17 protein-coding genes are annotated in these 19,041 nt (G+C 68.5%); 3 read left to right on the forward strand and 14 right to left on the reverse strand.

The window, feature by feature from the left end; all coding sequences use genetic code 11:
- Nucleotides 1-17 precede the first annotated feature (17 nt).
- Nucleotides 18-239 carry a hypothetical protein gene (locus ABID97_RS22025; protein WP_354400751.1) on the forward strand — a complete coding sequence of 74 codons (222 nt, stop codon included), beginning with the start codon at nucleotides 18-20 and terminating at the stop codon, nucleotides 237-239.
- Nucleotides 240-251: 12 nt separating this feature from the next.
- On the opposite strand, the gene ABID97_RS22030 is transcribed toward ABID97_RS22025, so the two are convergent.
- The 6 genes from ABID97_RS22030 to ABID97_RS22055 all read right to left on the reverse strand — a co-directional run bounded on the left by ABID97_RS22030 (nucleotide 252) and on the right by ABID97_RS22055 (nucleotide 7,024).
- Nucleotides 252-1,718, reverse strand: a complete 1,467-nt coding sequence (locus ABID97_RS22030; protein WP_354400752.1) for a DEAD/DEAH box helicase — start codon at nucleotides 1,716-1,718, stop codon at nucleotides 252-254.
- A 131-nt stretch (nucleotides 1,719-1,849) separates the two neighbouring features.
- A complete protein-coding gene (gene ypfJ / locus ABID97_RS22035) occupies nucleotides 1,850-2,725 on the reverse strand; it encodes a KPN_02809 family neutral zinc metallopeptidase (RefSeq protein WP_354400754.1) in 876 nt (291 codons plus the stop codon).
- 148 nt (nucleotides 2,726-2,873) lie between these two features.
- The gene (gene dcd, locus ABID97_RS22040) at nucleotides 2,874-3,440 is read right to left on the reverse strand and encodes a dCTP deaminase (RefSeq protein WP_354400755.1); all 567 of its coding nucleotides are present in this window, start codon (nucleotides 3,438-3,440) and stop codon (nucleotides 2,874-2,876) included.
- Between the two features lie 82 nt (nucleotides 3,441-3,522).
- Complete coding sequence (guaD, locus tag ABID97_RS22045; RefSeq protein WP_354400756.1) at nucleotides 3,523-4,809, reverse strand: guanine deaminase; 1,287 nt, start codon at nucleotides 4,807-4,809, stop codon at nucleotides 3,523-3,525.
- A gap of 92 nt (nucleotides 4,810-4,901) precedes the next feature.
- Nucleotides 4,902-6,014: a BMP family ABC transporter substrate-binding protein gene (locus ABID97_RS22050; protein ID WP_354400758.1), complete on the reverse strand. Its 1,113-nt coding sequence runs from the start codon at nucleotides 6,012-6,014 to the stop codon at nucleotides 4,902-4,904.
- Between the two features lie 74 nt (nucleotides 6,015-6,088).
- A complete protein-coding gene (locus tag ABID97_RS22055) occupies nucleotides 6,089-7,024 on the reverse strand; it encodes a LysR substrate-binding domain-containing protein (protein ID WP_354400759.1) in 936 nt (311 codons plus the stop codon).
- 97 nt (nucleotides 7,025-7,121) lie between these two features.
- Here ABID97_RS22055 and ABID97_RS22060 point away from each other — a divergent pair, with 97 nt between their 5' ends.
- The gene (locus tag ABID97_RS22060; RefSeq protein ID WP_354400761.1) at nucleotides 7,122-8,417 is read left to right on the forward strand and encodes an MFS transporter; all 1,296 of its coding nucleotides are present in this window, start codon (nucleotides 7,122-7,124) and stop codon (nucleotides 8,415-8,417) included.
- On the opposite strand, the gene ABID97_RS22065 is transcribed toward ABID97_RS22060, so the two are convergent.
- Nucleotides 8,378-9,442, reverse strand: coding sequence for an adenosine deaminase (locus ABID97_RS22065; protein ID WP_354400762.1), 1,065 nt, complete (start codon nucleotides 9,440-9,442; stop codon nucleotides 8,378-8,380). The genes ABID97_RS22060 and ABID97_RS22065 overlap by 40 nt on opposite strands.
- Before the next feature lie 80 nt (nucleotides 9,443-9,522).
- Here ABID97_RS22065 and ABID97_RS22070 point away from each other — a divergent pair, with 80 nt between their 5' ends.
- Entirely contained in the window at nucleotides 9,523-9,876 is a 354-nt protein-coding gene (locus ABID97_RS22070) for a c-type cytochrome (RefSeq protein WP_354400764.1), read from the forward strand.
- Nucleotides 9,877-9,879: 3 nt separating this feature from the next.
- Here the strand turns inward: ABID97_RS22070 and ABID97_RS22075 are convergent, their stop codons facing one another.
- The 7 genes from ABID97_RS22075 to ABID97_RS22105 form a co-directional block, all read right to left on the reverse strand.
- On the reverse strand, nucleotides 9,880-11,064 hold the full coding sequence (locus ABID97_RS22075; RefSeq protein WP_354400765.1) for an amylo-alpha-1,6-glucosidase: 1,185 nt from the start codon (nucleotides 11,062-11,064) through the stop codon (nucleotides 9,880-9,882).
- 114 nt (nucleotides 11,065-11,178) lie between these two features.
- A complete protein-coding gene (locus tag ABID97_RS22080) occupies nucleotides 11,179-12,330 on the reverse strand; it encodes a DUF1501 domain-containing protein (protein ID WP_354400767.1) in 1,152 nt (383 codons plus the stop codon).
- 2 nt (nucleotides 12,331-12,332) lie between these two features.
- A complete protein-coding gene (locus ABID97_RS22085; protein WP_354400768.1) occupies nucleotides 12,333-13,700 on the reverse strand; it encodes a DUF1800 domain-containing protein in 1,368 nt (455 codons plus the stop codon).
- Between the two features lie 81 nt (nucleotides 13,701-13,781).
- Nucleotides 13,782-14,954 carry a BMP family ABC transporter substrate-binding protein gene (locus tag ABID97_RS22090; RefSeq protein WP_354400769.1) on the reverse strand — a complete coding sequence of 391 codons (1,173 nt, stop codon included), beginning with the start codon at nucleotides 14,952-14,954 and terminating at the stop codon, nucleotides 13,782-13,784.
- Between the two features lie 49 nt (nucleotides 14,955-15,003).
- Nucleotides 15,004-15,924, reverse strand: a complete 921-nt coding sequence (locus tag ABID97_RS22095; protein ID WP_354400770.1) for an ABC transporter permease — start codon at nucleotides 15,922-15,924, stop codon at nucleotides 15,004-15,006.
- A gap of 338 nt (nucleotides 15,925-16,262) precedes the next feature.
- The gene (locus tag ABID97_RS22100; RefSeq protein ID WP_354400771.1) at nucleotides 16,263-17,414 is read right to left on the reverse strand and encodes an ABC transporter permease; all 1,152 of its coding nucleotides are present in this window, start codon (nucleotides 17,412-17,414) and stop codon (nucleotides 16,263-16,265) included.
- Nucleotides 17,407-18,945 carry an ABC transporter ATP-binding protein gene (locus ABID97_RS22105; RefSeq protein ID WP_354400773.1) on the reverse strand — a complete coding sequence of 513 codons (1,539 nt, stop codon included), beginning with the start codon at nucleotides 18,943-18,945 and terminating at the stop codon, nucleotides 17,407-17,409. Before ABID97_RS22105 ends, ABID97_RS22100 begins: the two co-directional genes overlap by 8 nt.
- Between the last annotated feature and the right edge of the window lie 96 nt (nucleotides 18,946-19,041).

Raw genomic sequence — 19,041 nt, forward strand, 5'->3', positions numbered from 1 at the left:
CTTTCCAGGAGCATCCCATGAGACTGCCTGTACTCGCACTCCCCGCCGCCGCGCTGGCGGCCGCTCTCAGCGGCTGCGTGGTCGCACCTGCGCAACCGGTCTATGCCGCGCCACCCGGGGTGGCCTATGTGGCACCGACCTATGCGTCGCCGGGCGTGGGCTTCGTATGGAACTACAACCCGCGCTACGGCTACGGCTGGCACCATCCGCGCTACGGTTGGCACCGCGGATGGAGATAGCCCGAAGCGGGTTCAGAGGGTCTCGGCGCTCTTGAACAGGGCCGCGACCTTGCGCTTGCTCTTGATGTTGCTCGAGATGCCGCGCGCGGGGGCCGCCTTGGCGGCGGCTTCCCAGGCTGGCGTGGCGTCGGCCTGGCCCGGTTCGTAGGGCTTGTCGAAGAACGGATCGCGCGATGCCTGCGGCGCGCGGTGCGGGCGTCCGCCGCCGCGGCGCGCATCGGCGCCGATGCTGCTGCGTTCGCGCGGCTGGTCGAGCACGTCGCGCGCGTCGCCGGCCTCGCCCTCTTCGCGCCAGTGCCGGCGGCCGTCGTTGATGCGGCCGCGCGGCTTGTCTTCCTCGAACTCGACCGGTTCGAGCTCGATCTTCTTCTTGATCAGCTTCTCGATGTCGGCCACCAGGCGCGCATCGTTGCCGCCGCTTGCAAAGCTCACGGCCAGGCCAGAGGCGCCGGCACGGCCCGTGCGGCCGATGCGGTGCACGTAGTCTTCGGCGTTGAACGGAATGTCGAAGTTGAACACCGCCGGCACGTCCTTGATGTCGAGCCCGCGGGCCGCGACGTCGGTGCACACCAGCAGGTCGACTTCGCCAGCCTTGAAGGAGGCCAGCGCCTTCAGGCGCTCGTCCTGGCTCTTGTCGCCATGCAGCGCGGTGGTGCGAAGGCCATCGCGCTCCAGCGAGCGTGCGAGGCGCGCGCAGCCGAGCTTGCTGTTGACGAACACGAACGCCTGCGTGATGCCGCGCTGCGTGACGATCTGCTTGAGCGCGCGGCGTTTGTCGTCGTCGGACACGCTGTAGAAGTGCTGCTCGACGGTGGAGGCCGTCTCATTCGGCCGCGCCACCTCGATGGTGACGGGGTTCTGCAGGTAGCTGCCCGCAAGCCGCTTGATCTCGGGCGAGAACGTGGCCGAGAACAACAGCGTGGTGCGCTGCTTGGGCAGGTAGCTGAGGATGCGCTGCAGGTCGGGCAGGAAGCCGATGTCGAGCATGCGGTCGGCCTCGTCGAGTACCACGTACTCCACCTGGTTGAGCACCGCGTTCTTGGCCTCGATGTGGTCGAGCAGCCGGCCCGGCGTGGCCACCAGCACTTCGACGCCCTTCTTGAGCTCGAGGGTCTGCGGCTTCATGTCGATGCCGCCGAACACCACCGTGCTGCGCAGGTTGGTGTACTTGGCATACAGCTTGACCTGCTGGGCCACCTGGTCGGCCAGTTCGCGCGTGGGCAGCAGCACCAGTGCACGCACCGGGTGCCGCGCGGGCGACGTGGACGTGTTCTCGTGCTTGAGCATGCGTTGCAGCAAAGGCAGCGAGAAAGCCGCGGTCTTGCCGGTGCCGGTCTGCGCGGCCCCCATCACGTCCTGGCCCGAAAGCACGACCGGAATGGCCTGCTCCTGGATGGGAGTCATGGTCTCGTAGCCCATTTCGGCTACGGCGCGCGCCAGCGGTTCCGCCAGCGATAGATTGGAGAAGGAGCTTGTCATTAAGCCTTCTATTGTCGCATTGCCGCAAAAAATGGCAGTGACGATGGTGTGACAACGCCCGCGATGGCGGCGTTGCTATTTATTCAATAGCACCGAATCCAGGTATGACGGGCCTTCAAGCCGATCAATTGTCAAAGGCTGCGTGCGTTGAAGGTGTCGCAGGACTTGATGTCGCCGCTCTGGTACCCCGCGCCGAACCAGCGTTGGCGCTGCGCGCTGGACCCGTGGGTGAAGCTGTCGGGCACCACGGCACGGCCCGCGGAACGCTGCAAAGCGTCGTCGCCGATCTTCTGCGCAGCATTCATCGCGGCCTCGATGTCGCCCGGATCGAGCCACTTCTTCGACTCCTGCGAATGATGGGCCCAGATCCCCGCGAAGCAGTCGGCCTGCAGCTCGACGCGAACGCTCAGCGCATTGTTCTGCGACTGGCTCAGGCGACCGCGCATGCCGTCGACCTTGGCGGTGACGCCGAGCTCGTCCTGCACGTGGTGGCCGACCTCGTGCGCAATGACGTAGGCCTGGGCGAATTCGCCGGGCGCGCCGAGCTGGTTCTTCATCGTGTCGTAGAAGCCCAGGTCGATGTAGACCTTCTTGTCGCCGGGGCAGTAGAACGGCCCCATGGCCGCCTGGCCCGTGCCGCACGCCGTGGCCGTGGCGCCGCGGAACAGCACCAGCCGCGGCGGCTGGTAGGTGCCGCCGTTCTGCTTGAAGATGGCAGTCCAGACCACTTCGGTGTTTCGCAGCACGGTCGATACGAACGCCGCCTCGCGATCCCCGGAAGGCGGCTTGGGCGCGGGGCCTTGCTGCACCTGCGCCTGCTCGACGCCGCCACCGCCGCTCAGCATGCTGAGCACGGTCAGCGGATTGATGCCGAAGATCCACCCCGCGACCAGCGCCACCGCGATGGTGCCGATGCCGATGCTGCGCCCGCCGAAGAAGCTGCCGCCGCCCCCGCTGCTGCGCCGGTCCTCGACGTTCTCCGATTGTTCGTTGCCTTCCCATCTCATCGCGGTCTCCTTGCCGGCGTTGCTGAAGTTGCCGGAGCGTCGCTGGATGGTACTTTGTCCGTGCCGGGCCCTTGTAAGCAAAACAGGCATTCGGATGCCTGCGGGGACGCCGTCGGAAAGCGGGCGCCGCGCAGGCTCCCGGGGGTGCTCAGGTCTTGGGCAGCGTGACGCCGCGCTGGCCCTGGTACTTGCCGCCGCGGTCCTTGTAGCTGGTTTCGCAGACCTCGTCGCTCTCGAAGAACAGCACCTGCGCGCAGCCTTCGCCCGCGTAGATCTTCGCCGGCAGCGGCGTGGTGTTGCTGAATTCGAGCGTCACGTAGCCTTCCCATTCGGGCTCGAACGGGGTCACGTTGACGATGATGCCGCAGCGCGCATAGGTGCTCTTGCCAAGGCAGATGGTGAGCACGTTGCGCGGGATGCGGAAGTATTCGACCGTGCGCGCCAGCGCGAAGCTGTTGGGCGGAATGATGCAGAAGTCGCCGTGCATGTCGACGAAGCTCTTCTCGTCGAAGTTCTTCGGATCGACCACGGTGCTGTGGATGTTGGTGAAAACCTTGAATTCAGGTGCGCAGCGGATGTCGTAGCCGTAGCTCGAAGTGCCGTAGCTGATGATCTTGTGGCCGGCGGCCTCGCGCACCTGGCCGGGCTCGAAGGGCTCGATCATGCCGGTCTGCTCGGCCATGCGCCGGATCCATTTGTCGCTCTTGATGCTCATATGCGGTCGCTGATCTGCGGGGGGAGGAATGGCACGAATTGTGGCATGCGCATGACCGCGCCCCCGCCGCGGCGGGCCGCGGCTAGCCCGCCTGCGAGATCACCGTGCGCTCGACCAGGCGGTCGTCGCCGAGCACGATCATCGCGAACAGCAGCTCCTCGAGGCTCTCGGCGCGCGCGGCCTTGCGCCCCAAAAGCGGCGTGGAGGCCGGGTCGAGCACCAGGAAGTCGGCCTCGCAGCCGGGCTGCAGGTTGCCGACCACGCCATCCAGGCCCAGCGCGCGCGCCGCGCCGCCGGTGTGGCGCCACCAGAGCTGCGAAGGCGCGATGCTCACGCCCGTCTTGGTCTGGCCCTCACGGCCCACGTAGTAGGCAGCCATCATCGTGTGGAAGGGGCTGAAGCTGGTGCCGCCGCCCACGTCGCTGGCCAGCCCGTAGGGATATCCGACGCGGTCGGCCGCGTCGAAGTCGAAGAAGCCGCTGCCCAGGAACAGGTTGCTGGTCGGGCTCACGGCCGCGGCGGTCTTCGTGTCGCGCAGCAGCGCGCGGTCGGTGTCGTCCAGGTAGATGCAGTGCGCGTACACCGCGCGTTCGCGCATGAGGCCGAAGCCCGCATACACGTCGAGGTACGAACGCGCCTCGGGATAGAGCTCGCGCACCCACGCCACCTCGTCGCGGTTCTCGGCCACGTGCGACTGGATCCAGGTGTCGGCGTACTTGGCGGCCAGCTCACCCGCGCCGCGCATCTGGGCATCGGTGCTCGCAGGCGCAAAGCGCGGCGTGATGGCATAGCCCAGGCGATCGACGTTGTGCCATTTGCGAATCAGCGCCTCGGAGTCGATCAGGCTCTGCTCGGTCTGGTCGCGCACGCCGTCGGGCGAGTGCCGGTCCTGCAGCACCTTGCCGCTGATCATGCGCAGGCCGCGGCGCTGCGCGCCTTCGAAGAACGCATCGACCGACGCCACGTGCGAGGTGGCGAAGGTGAGCGAGGTGGTCACGCCGTTGCGCAGCAGCTCGTCGAAGAACACGCCTGCCACCTCGTTCGAATGCGCGGGATCGGCAAACTTCGCTTCCGCGGGAAAGGTGTAGTTCTCGAGCCAGGGCAAGAGCCCGGACGACGGCGCGCCGATGATGTCGGTCTGCGGGAAGTGGATGTGCATGTCCACGAAGCCCGGCGCGAGGATGCGGCCAGGCAGATGCGTCAGCTCCGCATCGGCGTGGCGCGGCGCCACGGCGGCATGGCTGCCGGCATCGAGCACGCGCTGGCGGCCGGCGCCGTCGGGCGCCACGACCAGGAGGCCGTCTTCATCGAAAACCGGCAGGCCGGCATCGTCGAATCGCAGGAGGGAGGCGCGGTAGGCTTTTTTCATCGTTGCCGTGGAGGGTAAACCAGCCCCGGCGCGCCGCAATTTCCATGCGCGTATGAGTGCTATATGCCAAAGCCGCTCGGGGCTCGCAGACGCTAGCGCCCGGCGCGCCCCTGCACGCCCTCGGCCAGCCAGTTCATCTTCAGGACCTGCTCGTCGGTCAGCTGCGCGCCCCTGGCAATGGCGACGCGGCCTTCGTTGTCGCGCACGTCGCCCGCCACGGCGCGGAACGGCTGCAGCCTGCCGGCCGCGATGTCCTGCTGGCGCGCGAGCACTTCCTGCTGCACGGCCTGCGGCACCTTGCTGCCGAAGTCGCCGACGCGGATCATTCCTTCCTTCACACCGCCCCAGATGTTGCCGCTCTTCCAGCTGCCATCGAGCACCGCCTGCGCGCGCTGCGTGTAGTAGCCGCCCCATTGGTGCGTAACGGCGACGATCTGCGCGTCGGGCGCGATCTTGCGCATGTCGGAGTGGTAGGCGACGGCCATCTTGCCGCGCTCCTGCGCCGCGGCCATCACCGCGGTGGAGCCGGTGTGGAAGGCGAGCACGTCGGCGTTCTGGTTGAACAGCGCCATGGCGGCGTCGCGCTCCTTCGGCGGATCGAACCATTCGTTGAGCCACACCACGACGACCTTGGCGTTCGGATTGACCGAGCGCATGCCGAGCGTGAACGCATTGATGCCCTGCAGCACCTCGGGAATCGGAAAGCCCGCCACGTAGCCCGCGATGTTCGTCTTCGTCATGCGGCCTGCCGCAATGCCCGCGAGGTAGCGGCCCTCGTAGTAGCGCGCATTGGCGGTCGCCACATTGGGCGCGGCCTTGTAGCCGGTGACCGACTCGAACTTCACGTCGGGAAAGTCTTTCGCCACCTTGAGCGTCGGCTCCATGTAGCCGAAGCTGGGCGTGAAGATCAGCCGGTTGCCCTGATGCGCCAGGTCGCGGATCACGCGCTCGGCGTCGGCGCCCTCGGGCACGTTCTCGACGAAGGTGGTCTTCACCTTGGCGCCCAGCGCCGCTTCGACGGCCTTGCGGCCTTCTTCATGCTGGCGCACCCAGCCGGCATCGGTCACGGGCGTGACGTAGACGAAGCCGATCTTCAGCGGCTCTTTCGGCGCCTGAGTCTGCGAAAAAACGGGAGATAAAAAACAGGCGAAAAAGCAAGCGGCCAACCACGCCAGGACGGCGCGGCCCGCGAGGTTTTTGTACATGGTGGTCCTCTACATGGCCCCGGAAAAGCACGAACCCGCAGCCGGCCGGGACGCCCGGCTGCGGGGTGCGGATTCTAGTGCGCCGCCGCCTGCACATGCTGGCGCACGGCTTCGAGCAGCAGCGTGGCCAGCCGCCCCACGGGCGCTTCCGCCGACGCCTGCGCGCGATAGAGCATGAGCGACATCTGCGGCAGCGCCGGCAGGCCGACCGCGGTGCGGTCGATGGCGCGCACGTGCGCAGGCAGGCCGAACGGCGTGCGCACCGAGAGCCCGAGACCGGCCGAGGTGGCGGCCCACAATGCCGCGAGGCTGGCGCTGGTGAATGCGTGGCGCCATGGGGTGCCGGCACGGTCGAGCGCGGCGGTGACGATCTCGCGCAGCGGGCACGGCGCATCGAGCAGCACCAGCGGCAGCGGCTCCCTGCTCTTGCGCGCACCGGCGCGCTGCTCCCGCTCCTTCCACCAGGCCGCGTCGAGCGCGTCGGGCGACCGGGGGCCGATCCATTGCAGCGGCAGGCGCGCCACGCGCTCGCCATGTGGCGTCATCTGCTCGCCGGTGTCCCACGCGAGCGCCAGGTCGAGCTGCCGCAGTTCGAGCCGTTCACGCAATTCGGCGCTGCGCGCCACGCAAGCCTCGATGCGCACCTTGGGATGCGCGCGCGAAAAGCGGCCCAGCACCGCGGGCAGCAGCGTCTCGCCGAAATCTTCCTGCAGGCCGAGCCGCACCCAGCCCTGCAGGTCGGCACCGCGCATCGCAGCGCCGGCTTCTTCGTTGAGCTCGAGCATGCGGTGCGCATAGGCCAGCAGCGTTTCGCCCGCGTCGGTGAGCTCCAGGCCCCGGCCGGCCTTGCGGAACAGCACGGTGCCGGCCTGCGTCTCCAGCTTCTTGAGCTGCGCGCTCACGGCCGACGTGGAGCGGCCCAGCTTGTCGGCCGCGCGCGCATAGCTGCCGAGCGCGATGCCGGTGGAAAAGCTGCGCAGCACATCGAGATCGAACATCACCTGGGACATGGATACCTTCTCCTTCAACCGTCCTGTTTTTTGGAACGATCACCTCATTATTTTCTGATTTTCAAAACCTTTGCAACCGCGGAAACTGCGCCTCGACATGACGCAACCCTTCCCCTCCCTTTCGCACCTGCCGTCCCACCGCTGGAAAGTGCTGGCCGCGGGCGTGGCTGCCAATGCGGCCTTCTCCGTGGCCTTCAGCGGCATCCCGATGACCGCCGTGCTGATGCGCACCGGCTACCAGCTCGACAACGCGACCCTCGGCCTGGTGCTCGGCCTCATGGGCCTGGGCATCGCGGTGAGCGAGCTGCCATGGGGCCTCCTGACCGACCGCTGGGGCGACCGGCCGGTGCTGCTCACGGGCCTGGGCAGCACCGCGATCGCGCTCGTCGCGATGGCCCTCTGGGCAGCGCCCGGCGCGCAGCACATTCCAGGTCTGGGCTGGCTGGGCGGCGGACTGCTGCTGGTCGGCCTGCTGGGCGGCAGCGTCAATGGCGCGAGCGGCCGCGCGGTCATGACCTGGTTCGAGGCCGGGGAGCGCGGGCTCGCCATGAGCATCCGGCAGACGGCCGTGCCTCTGGGCGGCGGCATTGGCGCGCTGGTGCTTCCGTTCGTGGCACTGCACTTCGGCTTCGCTGCGCTCTACGGCCTGCTGGCGCTGCTGTGCGCGCTGAGCGCAGCCATGAGCTGGGCCTGGGTGCATGAGCCGCCGGTGGCACCGCACACAAACGCCGGGCCGGCGGATGCACCGAAAGGCGGCGGGCCGCTGCGCGATGCGCGCGTCTGGCGCATCGTGGCCGGCATCGGGATTCTTTGCGCGCCGCAGTTCGCGGTGCTGTCCTTCGGCACGGTGTTCCTCCATGACTTCGGCCGCGCCGGCCTCGCGACCATCACGGCCACCATGGTGTTCGTGCAGATCGGCGCGATGGCGATGCGCGTCTGGAGCGGCCGCTGGACCGACCGGCGGCGCAACCGGCCGGCCTACCTGCGCGCATGCAGCGCACTCAGCGTGCTGCTGTTCGCGGGTCTCGCAGGGCTGGTGCTGGCCGCGGGCACGCACGCCCCCGATTCAGCGGCGCTGCGCATCGCACTGGTGCTGCTGCTGGCCGCGAGCGGGGTCTGCGTCTCGGCCTGGCACGGCGTGGCCTACACCGAACTCGCCACGCTGGCCGGTGCGGCGCGCGCGGGCACCGCGCTCGGCATGGCGAACACCAGCGTGTTCCTGGTGTGCTTCGTCACGCCCTTCTCGATTCCGCACCTGCTCGCGCTGCAGGGTTGGCCGCTGGTGTGGCTGGCGGCCAGCGCCTGCGCCCTGGTCGCGATGCCGCTGCTGGTGCCGCGCTCCGCCGCCGCTGATCAGAAGCTCGCGAAGACGGCGTTGAGCCGATCGACATAGGCGCGCTTGGCCGCCGCATCGATGAAGCTGCCCTCGAAGCTGTTGGCCGCGAGCTGCCAGGCCTGCTGCACGTCGAGGCCGGTGGCCGCGAAGGTCTGCGTGAAGTTCTGGTTCATGTAGCCGCCGAAGTAGGCCGGGTCGTCCGAGTTGACGGTGGCGACCAGCCCTGCATCGAGCAGCGCGCCGAGGTTGTGCTGCGCCAGGTCGGGAAACACGCAGAGCTTGAGGTTAGACAGCGGACACACTGTGAGCGGGATGCGGTCCTGCGCGAGCCGCTTCATGAGTGCCGGGTCTTTCGCGCTCTGCACGCCGTGGTCGACGCGCTCGACCTTGAGCACGTCGAGCGCGCTCCACACGTAGGCGGGCGGGCCCTCTTCGCCCGCATGCGCGACGAGGTGGAAGCCCAGCTCGCGGCAGCGCGCGAACACGCGCGCGAACTTCTCGGGCGGATGGCCGACCTCGCTCGAGTCGAGCCCCACGCCGATGAATTTGTCGCGATGCGGCAGCGCCTGCTCCAGTGTCTCGAAGGCCTCTTCCTCGCTCAGGTGGCGCAGGAAGCACAGGATGAGCGCCGCGCTCACGCCGAGCTTCGGCCCCGCGTCGGCACACGCGCGGTGCAGCCCGTGGACCACGACTTCCATCGGCACGCCGCGCGCGGTGTGCGTCTGCGGATCGAAGAACATCTCCGTGTGCACCACGTTGTCGGCCGCCGCGCGCTCCAGGTAGGCCCAGGCCATGTCGTAGAAGTCCTGCTCCTTCAGCAGCACGCTGGCGCCCGCATAGTAGATGTCCAGAAAGCTCTGCAGGTTGGTGAAGGCATAGGCCTTGCGCAGGTCTTCGACGCTCGCATACGGAATGGCCACGCCGTTGCGCTGCGCGAGCGCGAAGATCAGCTCGGGTTCGAGCGAGCCTTCGATGTGCATGTGCAGCTCGGCCTTGGGCATGGCGCGCAGCAGCTCGGGCAGGCGTTCGGCCGCGATCCTGCTGCCGAGGCTCGGGTCGAAAAGGGGGCGATGGTCGGTCATGGTGGGAAAATCGGCGTTGTGATCTCGCACAGCATAAGCGCAGCCGCCCCACCGAAGATGCGCCAGAACGTATACGCCCCATGACGCCTTCCAAGCTCATCCACCGGCTCCTTTTGCCCTGCCTTTTCGCCTCGTTGCCGATGGCCAAGCCGGGTTTTGCGGCCACGGTCGACAACGTCCAGGCGCTGGCGCGCGAGCGCGGGTGCCTGGCCTGCCACGGCATGGCCCACAAGCAGGTGGGCCCAGGTTTCGCGCAAGTCGCGGCCCGCTACCGCAACGACCCCGCGGCACCCGCGCGGCTCGCGGCCAGGATCCAGGCGGGCAGCGTCGGCGCCTGGGGCCGCGTGATCATGCCCCGCCAGCCCCATGTGGCCGATGCCGAGGCCAAGGCCCTGGCCGGATGGATTCTTTCCCAGCCGCTGCCACCCCCGTGACCGTCACCACGCCGCCGCGTCCTCTTCCAGCGCACGCCGCGCCAACAGGAAGGTCGCGGCATTCCAGCTCTGGCCGGCCATGCCCATCGGCGCCAGCGTGCGGCCGTGGAACCATTCGGTGAAGCGCCAGCCGCCGAGCTGGTTCACATGCGCGAGGCGCGCGAGTTCGGACCAGGCCATCTCGTGCAAGCCCACGCGGGCCAGTGCCATGACCCAGAACCCGCCGACGAAGGGCCAGATGCCGCCGTTGTGGTACTGGTGCACCACGTTCTGCTGGTGGCGCGCCATGTAGGGCCGCCAGAGCTCATGCTCGCGCGTGAGAGGGTGCAGCACCACGCGTATCGGGTAAGGATCGCAGGCGCGCGCCGCGGCAATCGTCTTGACGATGCGCTTCGCCATCGCGGCATCGGCCAGCCCGCTCTGGATGGCCAGCACGTTGCCGAACACGTCGCCCTCGTTGCCGACGAAGGAAAGATTCACGAAGCTGAGGTACAGGCCCGGATCGGTTCGGCCGCGGCGCGCATAGTGCCGCAGCAGCCGGGCGCGGTGGTACTCGGGCAGGTCCTGCTGGTAGGGGTGGAACAGGTGGTTGAAGTGATGCCCCGTGGCTTCGGCATGGTCGAGCGCGAAGCGGCGCTTCACCTCGTACCAGAGCGCATTGGTGTACAGCACATAGCCGGAGCGCGGCATGATGTCGGCCCAGTCGCTGGCCTCGTTCTGCTGCAGCAGCCGGAAGTGCTGGTGCTCCTGCGCCAGCAGCCAGCCGATGGCGCGCTCCACCCCGCCGCTCCAGTGCGAGGCGCCGACCTGGCCATGGCGCCGCACGTGGTCCACCGCAAGCAGCCACCACAGCGTGGCGTCGATGCAGCCCAGGTACCAGAAGTCGGCGTCCTGGCCTTCGGGGTCGACGTACTTGGGAATCTGGCCGTTGGCCGCCTGCTGGCCCGCGAGCGCGTCGAGGCTGGCCACCGCACCCTCTTCGAGCGCGGGCACGCCGCTGCCGCACATGGCCATCACGCAGATGGCCGCGTCGCGCCCGAAGATGCGCGTGTAGCGCCGCGCCACGGCCGCCTCGGTCCGGCTGGCGGCCAGGATGCCGTGCGGCGTGAGGTTGTGTTCCAGCAGCTGGAGGGAAGCCCGCGTGCAGTCGTCGATCAGCGCGCGGCCGGAGGCATCAGGATGGGTCATGGATTCGATAGGCTTGCGGCGTGAGGCCGTCTCGGCCTCGAGCGCACGCGGACAGCGAGCGCCTTCACCGGGAGATTGTGCTGCGGATGCGCGCGGGTCCGGGCCCGATGGCGCTCACGCCGACGAGCGCAGCAGGCCCGGCAACGGCTTGCCACGCGTGCCGTGGGGGAACAGCACCCGCGCAAGCCGTTCCGGCTCCAGCGCGAAGCTCTCCGCGCACGCGGACGTGACCAGCGCGTCGAGCGCCAGCGTCGGCTTCAGGTCGCGTCCGTCGAGCAGGTTGGCGCTGGCAAGACCGGGCCAGTCGGCCACGACGCGCCCGCCCTGGACCGCACCGCCGGCCATCATCGCGACCGCACCGGTGCCGTGGTCGGTACCGCCGGTGCCGTTGGCCGCCACGGTCCGGCCGAACTCGGTGGCCACGAGGATCACGGTCTTGTCCCATGCCGCGCCCAACCCTTCCTGGAGCGCACCGAGCAGGTTGTCCAGGTTCCTGAGCTGGGCCGCCAGCCGTGCGTTCTGGCCGCTGTGCGTGTCCCATCCGCCGGTCTCGATCATCGCGATGCGAGGGCCGTCGGCCCGGCCGAGGAAGCCCGCCGCCATGCGTCCCAGCGCGGCCGCGTCCTGCCGCTTGGCGCCATCGGCCATGCCGCCCGCCATGCCGCGGGCCTCCAGGGCCGAGGACCACAGCGCATGCAGCTGGCCGTCCGTGGCATAGAGCTGCGCCACGCGCGCCATCAGGTCTTCGTTGGCCTGGGGCAGCGCGGAAGGCGCATACGACGTCACCTCGACCGCGCCGCGAAGCGCCATGGGAATGGCGGGCGAGAACGCAATCGCCTCCTTGCCCGTGCGCGGCAGCACGCCCAGCAACCGGTTCATCCAGCCGTCCTTGACCTGGTAGGGCGCGTTGCCACCGGTCTCCAGCACATTCTGGCCGTCGAAATGGGAGCGCTCGCGGTAGGGGGAAGCGACCGCATGGAAGAAGCTCGCCTGCCCTGACGCGTACAGCCTATGGAGATTCGCGAGCGAGGGATGCAGTGCGAAGGTGCCGTCCAGCTTCAGGGCGCTGGCGGGGTCGATCGCCAGGGCGCCGCGCGCACTCGCGTAGGCCGGCTCCGCATAGGGAATGACGCTGTTCAGGCCGTCGGCCGCGCCGCGCTGGACGATGAAGACGAATCGCCGTTCGGTGGCGGCCTGCGCAAACAGCACGGTGGGGGCGGCGAGCAGCGCGGCGGCGCCCAGGAAGCTGCGTCGGTGCAGGGTCATGCCTATCTCCTCAGGAACTCGGGGGAGACCAGCAACAGCGCCAGGGCGGTGCTGCCGCTGTCCGCGCGGGCGATCGCGTCCGCGGTGGCCGCGCCCAGCGCGCCGCCCGGCAGGACCCGGGGCGCCAGCGCCCTGGCGTCGACGGCATCGCCGGCCTGCTCGGCAAAGCGCTGCGCGGCTTCCACGCGCCGGATCAGCGCGTCGGGCGCGGCCCAGGTGCCGGCCAGGTCGCCATAGCCGGCCGGCGAGCCGGGCCGCCACACGGGCTGGCCGAGCTGGTTCATGAGCGTGGTGGATTGCCTCGGCGGCAGCTCGCGCCGTCCTGCCGCGCGCAGGCTGGAAATGCCCCAGTCCCACGGCGACTTGAACTTGGCCGGCACGGGCTGCCAGGCCTCGGGCGACGCGACCAGTTCGCGGTACACGCGCGGCAGGTCTCCGCCGGTGCGTGAGAAGGTGTCGGCCAGGCGCTGCACCAGCGCGGGCGGGGGATCGTCGGCAACGAAGTGGCGCGCGAGCTTGGTCGCGACGTGGCGGGCCGTTGCCAGTGCGGTGGCCAGGTCGTGGATGATGGCCAACGCCTGCTCTTCGCCGCCCTCGGCGTAGCTGCGGCCGAGCACCGTCCGGGCGCCGGGCTCATGCAAGGCGCGCACGAAGCGGAAGGGGGCTTCATTGCCCTTGTCCGGTTCATCGGCCGGCAGCGTCAAGCCGGTGAGTGCGCGCGCGAACTCGGTCACGTCGTCTTGCGTGTAGCCGCTGCGCACGCCCAGCGTGTGCAGCTCGAGGATCTCGCGCGCCAGGTTCTCGTTGAGGCCGCGCACGCGCGCCTGCCGCTCCTGCGCACGCTGGGCGGCGGGACTGCCGGGGCCGACCGATTGGGCCTGGTCCAGGTACAGCAGCATGGCCGGGTGGCGCACCGCGGCCAGCAGCAGGTCTTCGAAGCGGCCGAGCACGTTCGGGCGAATCGCGTCGGCTTCGAAACCGCCCGCAAGGCCCACCACCAGCAGCTTGTCGACCGACACGGCAAAGTGGTTGGACCAGAAGTGAACGAGGCGCTCCACGAAGGGCGCGGAGGCCTGCAGGGCGCTGTGGGTGCGCGCGGCCACGGCCGCCACGTAGTCGTCCCGGCCCTGGCGAAGGTAGGCTTCGCGAATGCCGGCGCGCTGGCCCTCGGGGGCCTGCCTGACCGCGCGCTGCTGCGCGAGCCAGGCCTCGACCAACGCGGGCGTGTGCGCCGCGGACTGCCACGGCGCGGGCAACGCCTCGAAGCGATCGAGCTGCGAAAGCAGCCACCGCTGCGGGTCGGCCGGCGCCGGCTCGTCGGGCCGGGCGCCGAGGCCGAACCGGTTCAGGGCAATCGCGGGAGCGCTCATCGCGGCATTGTGATGCCGCGGGTCGCAACTGAAAATGTCGCGCGCGTTTCCGGAAGGTAAAGCGAGCGCGGCTGCTGCTGCCTACTTCTTGTCGCCGCCCGGCACCTTGCCTTCCACGCCCTTGACGTAGAAGTTCACGCCCGAAAGAAACTTGTCGTCGGCCACGGCGTCCTTGGCAACCACTTCCTTGCCATCCTGGCCGAGGATCGGGCCCTTCCAGATCACGAAGCTGCCGTCCTTCAGGCCCTTCTTCACTTCCTCGACCTTGGCCTTGGTTTCGGCCGGCACGTCTTCGGCGATCGAGACGATGTCGATGGCGCCTTCCTTCACGCCCCACCAGCTCTGGCCCGTGGCCCACTTGCCGTCGAGCGCGTCCTGCGTGGCCTTGATGTAGTACGGGGCCCAGTTGATGGTGGCCGAGGCCAGGTGGGCCTTGGGGCCATAGGCGGTCATGTCCGAATCCCAGCCGAACGCGCGCTTGCCTTTTTCCTGCGCGGTCTTGAGCACGGCCGGCGAGTCGGTGTTCTGGAACAGCACGTCGGCGCCGCCGTTGATGAGGGCGGTGGCGGCTTCGGTTTCCTTCGGCGGGCTGAACCATTCGTTGACCCACACCACCTTGGTGGTGATCTTCGGGTTGACCGACTGGGCACCCATCGTGAAGCTGTTGATGTTGCGCAGCACCTCGGGAATGGGCACCGAGCCCACCACGCCCAGCGTGTTGGTCTTGGTCATGGCACCGGCGATCACGCCGGCCATGTAGGCGCCTTCATAGGTGCGGCTGTCGTAGGTGCGCATGTTCTCGGCCGTCTTGTAGCCGGTGGCATGCTCGAACTTCACGTCCTTGCTGTCGGTCGCCACCTTGAGCATGGGCTCCATGTAGCCGAAGGTGGTGCCGAAGATCAGCTTGTTGCCCTGGCCGACCATGTCGCGGAACACGCGCTCGGCGTCGGCGCCTTCGGGCACGCTCTCGACGAAGGTGGTCTTGATCTTGTCGCCGAATTCCTTCTCGAGCGCCTTGCGGCCGTTGTCATGCGCAAAGGTCCAGCCGCCGTCTCCCACCGGGCCGATGTAGGCGAATGCGATGTTGAGCGGCGCAGCCGGTGCCGGTGCGGCGGCCGCGGGTGCCGGCGCCGGTGCGGGCGTGGCGGCCGGTGCAGCGGCTTCCTCTTTCTTGCCGCAGCCGATCAGGGCCGCCGAAGCGACCGCCGTGAGGGCGGCCAGCTTGAGCAGGGAGCGCTTGTTCAGATCATTCATTGTCGGAAATCCTCAAAAAGGACAGGTTGGCGGAAATCGAGATGCGAGATTATGAGCCGGGGTAGAACGGCTTCCCTATCGAGGCCGGCATGTTGATGCGGATGAAGGCCGGATTGCGCGAGATCAGCGCCAGCACCACGATGGGCGCGATGTACTGCAGCATGCTGAGAAACTGCGGCGGCACGTCGACGCCGCTGCTCTGAAGGTGGAAGCCCAGCATCGAGACGCCGCCGAACAGGTAGGCGCCCAGCAGCACGCGGATCGGCCGCCAGGTGGCAAAGGTGGTGAGCGCCAGCGCGATCCAGCCGCGGCCGGCCACCATGCCTTCGACCCAGAGCGGCGTATACACGGTCGAGAGGTAGGCACCGGCGAGCCCGCACAGCGCACCGCCGACGATGACCGCCAGGAAGCGGATGCGCCGCACCGGATAACCGAGCGCATGCGCCGATTCGGGCGACTCGCCGACCGAGCGCAGCACCAGCCCGGCGCGTGTGCGGTAGAGAAACCAGATGAGCCCGAAAGTCAGGACGACCGCGAAATACACCATGGGGTGGTGGCGGAACAGCGCGGGTCCGACGAGCGGAATGTCGCTGAGCACCGGCACGGCATAAGACACGCTCTCGGGCAGCTTGGCCTGCACGAAGTTGATGCCCACGAAGGCCGAGAAGCCGACGCCGAAGAGGCTGAGCGCAAGCCCGGTCGCGTACTGGTTGGTGTTGAGCCAGATCACCAGCACCCCGAAGAAGGCCGCGAGCAGCGCCCCGGCCGCCATGCCTGCCAGGAAGCCGAGCCAGGGGTTGTGCGTGATGACGACCGTCGCGAAGCCCGCGATGGCGGCGCAGAGCATCATGCCCTCGGCGCCGAGGTTGACGATGCCGGCTTTCTCGTTGATGAGGAGGCCCAGTGCGGCGATCGCCAGGACGGTGCCGGCGCTGAGGGTGGAACCTAGCAGGAGTGCGTAGCTGTCCATGTCATTTGCTCCAGCACTGGTTGCTTGATTGACGTTGTTGTTCAGGGCGAGTGCACAGGCCACCGGGTACTCCCCTCCGCGAATGTCCCCCGGCTTCGCCTCCTCCTTTATTTCGCTGCGGGGAGCACCCGGCGCCCTGTGCACACCAGGCGCTGCGGTTGTTCCGCCCGATCAACCACCGCCGTGTACAACGAGCACGCCGATGGGGTGCCTTGCGCAGCGAAATAAAGGGGGAGGCCGCAGGCCGGAGGACATTCGCGGAGAAAGGTACCCCGTCGGCGGGATCGCGCCCCGAACAAGTACGCACAGCGCGGCGAACATAAGTACAGGCGTTCATCCTAGAGCGCTCCTTCAGTAGAACGCGCAGCAGGCGCAGTCATCGGCGTGCTGGCCTGCAGCGAAGAAGTCGCCCCTCCGGCCGTGGGTGCCTTGACGGCCGCCTTGCCCCGGATGCGATAGGCGATGAGCGTGTCGCAGGCCAGCAGCGTGAACAGCAGCAGCCCCTGGAACACGCCCGTGAGCGACTTGGGCAGGCCGAGCCGCGATTGCGCGAGCTCGCCGCCGATGTAGAACATGCTCATGAGGATGGCCGAGAACACCATGCCCACCGGATGCAGCCGGCCGACGAAGGCCACGATGATGGCCGCGAAGCCATAGCCCGCCGGCACGTACGGCGTGAGCTGGCCCAGCGGGCCCGCGACTTCGAGTGCGCCGGCCAGGCCCGCCGCGCCGCCCGAGGTGAGCAGCGCGATCCAGATGGCGCGCCGTGCCGAGAAACCCGCATACCGCGCGGCCGCCGGCGCAAGACCGCCGACCTGCTGCGCAAAACCCGCGCGCGTGCGGAACAGGAACACCCAGAGCGCACCCACGCCCAGCAGCGCGATGATCAGCCCGATGCTCACGCGCGAACCCTTGAAAAGGCGCGGGATCTGCGTCACCGCCTCGAAGGTCTTGGACTGCGGGAAGTTGTAGCCCTGCGGATCCTTCCAGGGGCCGAACACCATGTAGCCGAGCAGCAGCGTCGCCACGTACACCAGCATCAGGCTCACCAGGATTTCGTTCGCGTTGAATCGGTCGCGCAGGAACGCCACGATACCGGCCCACAGCATGCCGCCGACCGTGCCCGCGACCAGGATGGCCACCACGATCCACGAGCCCGTGGTCTTGTCGGCCAGCAGCGCCACGCCGCCCGCGGCAATCGCGCCGAACACGAACTGGCCCTCGGCGCCGATGTTCCAGACATTCGAGCGGAAGCACACCGCGAGGCCGAGCGCGATGATGAGCAGCGGCGTTGCCTTGATCGTGAGTTCGCCGATCGCGTAGCCGCTCTTGATGGGTTCGTAGAAGAACACCAGCAGGCCCTTCACCGGGTCCTTGCCGAGCGCGGCGAACAGCGCCACGCCGATCAGCACCGTGATCAGCAGCGCCAGGATCGGCGAGGCGAAGGTCCAGAAGCGCGAAAGCTCCGGACGGGGTTCGAGCTTAAGCATGGGTGGGTTCCTTCACTGCGGCCGATGCGCCGCCGCGGTCCCAGAGGCCGCTCATCCATTCACCGATCTGCGGCAGCGTGGCGGCGGCGCGGTCGATCGAGGGCGACAGCCGCCCCTTGGCAATCACGTGCAGCCGGTCGCTGATGTCGAACAGCTCGTCGAGCTCTTCGCTGACCACCAGCACCGCGCAGCCCGCATCGCGCAGCGCAAGGATCTCGCTGCGGATCAGCGCCGCCGCGCCCACGTCCACGCCCCAGGTCGGCTGCGAGACGATGAAGAGCTTGGGGTTGGCGTCGATCTCGCGGCCGACGATGTACTTCTGCAGGTTGCCGCCCGAGAGCGAGCGCGCCGCCGCGCCGGGCCCGCCCGCCTTGACGTTGAAGCGCGCAATGATGGCCTTGGCATGCGCCTCGAGCGCCGCCGTCCGGATCCACCCGCCCTTGCCCACCGCGTTGCTGCGCGTGAGCAGCAGGTTGTGCGCGAGCCCCAGCGTGGGCACCGCGCCGCGGCCCAGCCGCTCCTCGGGCACGAAGTGCAGGCCCATGGCGCGCCGCGCGCGCGGCCGCAGCCGGCCGGCCGGTTTGCCGAACACCTGCACCATGGCCGCATCGGCCCGCACGTCTTCGCCCGAAAGCGTGTAGAGCAGCTCCTTCTGGCCGTTGCCCGACACCCCCGCGATGCCGACCACCTCGCCGGCCCGCACCTGGAACGAGATGCCTTCGAGGTCCACCCCGAACTGGTCTTCGCGCGCAAGCGTGAGCGCATCGACGCGCAGCGCCACCGCGCCAGCATGCACCGGCCGGTGCTGCAGGGGCGGCGGCTCGCTGCCGATCATCAACCGCGAGAGCGACTCGTTGCTTTCGTTCTGCGGGTTGCACACGCCCGTGACCTTGCCGCCGCGCAGCACCGTGCAGGCCGTGCACAGCTCGCGGATCTCGTGCAGCTTGTGGCTGATGTAGAGAATGCTGCAGCCTTCGGAAGACAGCTTGTTGAGCACGCCGAACAGCTTGACCACGGCCTGCGGCGTGAGCACCGAGGTCGGCTCGTCCAGGATCAGCAGCTTGGGGTTGGTGAGCAGCGCGCGGATGATCTCGACCCGCTGCATCTCGCCCACCGACAGCGTGTGCACCGGCCGCGAAGGATCGATGTCCAGCCCGTATTCGCTCGCCTTGGCCGTGATGCTGCGCGCCACCTCGGCCAGCTGCAGCGACTTGTCAAGGCCCAGCCACACGTTCTCGGCCACGGTGAGCGTGTCGAACAGGCTGAAGTGCTGGAACACCATGCTGATGCCCAGCGCCCTCGCCTGCTGCGGATTCTTCAACGCAACGGCCTGGCCGTCGAAGGTGACCGTGCCTTCGTCCGGCTTGACCGAGCCGTAGATGATCTTCATCAGCGTCGACTTGCCGGCGCCGTTCTCGCCGAGCACGGCATGGATCTCGCCCGGTGCCACGGCCAGCGAGATGTCGCTGTTGGCCACCACCGCGGGGTAGCGCTTGGTGATGTTCGCGAGCTGGAGTCTGGGGGTTGTCATGCCGGGTTTCGTGGGTTTGTCTCGTTCAACATCAACATGCGGGAACAGCCATGAGTTTAATGACGTCCCGCGTCCATCGGCGCCCGACGGCGCTCC

The sequence above is a fragment of the Variovorax sp. OAS795 genome, from assembly GCF_040546685.1.
GTDB lineage: Bacteria > Pseudomonadota > Gammaproteobacteria > Burkholderiales > Burkholderiaceae_C > Variovorax.

What these genes read in the sequence shown, in the direction of transcription:
- ABID97_RS22050 (WP_354400758.1), bottom strand. Translation starts at nt 6,014, where the DNA reads ATGTACAAAAACCTCGCGGGCCGCGCCGTCCTGGCGTGGTTGGCCGCT.
- ypfJ (WP_354400754.1), bottom strand. Translation starts at nt 2,725, where the DNA reads ATGAGATGGGAAGGCAACGAACAATCGGAGAACGTCGAGGACCGGCGC.
- ABID97_RS22070 (WP_354400764.1), top strand. Translation starts at nt 9,523, where the DNA reads ATGACGCCTTCCAAGCTCATCCACCGGCTCCTTTTGCCCTGCCTTTTC.
- ABID97_RS22105 (WP_354400773.1), bottom strand. Translation starts at nt 18,945, where the DNA reads ATGACAACCCCCAGACTCCAGCTCGCGAACATCACCAAGCGCTACCCC.
- ABID97_RS22080 (WP_354400767.1), bottom strand. Translation starts at nt 12,330, where the DNA reads ATGACCCTGCACCGACGCAGCTTCCTGGGCGCCGCCGCGCTGCTCGCC.
- ABID97_RS22060 (WP_354400761.1), top strand. Translation starts at nt 7,122, where the DNA reads ATGACGCAACCCTTCCCCTCCCTTTCGCACCTGCCGTCCCACCGCTGG.
- ABID97_RS22065 (WP_354400762.1), bottom strand. Translation starts at nt 9,442, where the DNA reads ATGACCGACCATCGCCCCCTTTTCGACCCGAGCCTCGGCAGCAGGATC.
- dcd (WP_354400755.1), bottom strand. Translation starts at nt 3,440, where the DNA reads ATGAGCATCAAGAGCGACAAATGGATCCGGCGCATGGCCGAGCAGACC.
- ABID97_RS22075 (WP_354400765.1), bottom strand. Translation starts at nt 11,064, where the DNA reads ATGACCCATCCTGATGCCTCCGGCCGCGCGCTGATCGACGACTGCACG.
- ABID97_RS22095 (WP_354400770.1), bottom strand. Translation starts at nt 15,924, where the DNA reads ATGGACAGCTACGCACTCCTGCTAGGTTCCACCCTCAGCGCCGGCACC.
- ABID97_RS22055 (WP_354400759.1), bottom strand. Translation starts at nt 7,024, where the DNA reads ATGTCCCAGGTGATGTTCGATCTCGATGTGCTGCGCAGCTTTTCCACC.
- ABID97_RS22030 (WP_354400752.1), bottom strand. Translation starts at nt 1,718, where the DNA reads ATGACAAGCTCCTTCTCCAATCTATCGCTGGCGGAACCGCTGGCGCGC.
- ABID97_RS22025 (WP_354400751.1), top strand. Translation starts at nt 18, where the DNA reads ATGAGACTGCCTGTACTCGCACTCCCCGCCGCCGCGCTGGCGGCCGCT.
- ABID97_RS22085 (WP_354400768.1), bottom strand. Translation starts at nt 13,700, where the DNA reads ATGAGCGCTCCCGCGATTGCCCTGAACCGGTTCGGCCTCGGCGCCCGG.
- ABID97_RS22100 (WP_354400771.1), bottom strand. Translation starts at nt 17,414, where the DNA reads ATGCTTAAGCTCGAACCCCGTCCGGAGCTTTCGCGCTTCTGGACCTTC.
- guaD (WP_354400756.1), bottom strand. Translation starts at nt 4,809, where the DNA reads ATGAAAAAAGCCTACCGCGCCTCCCTCCTGCGATTCGACGATGCCGGC.
- ABID97_RS22090 (WP_354400769.1), bottom strand. Translation starts at nt 14,954, where the DNA reads ATGAATGATCTGAACAAGCGCTCCCTGCTCAAGCTGGCCGCCCTCACG.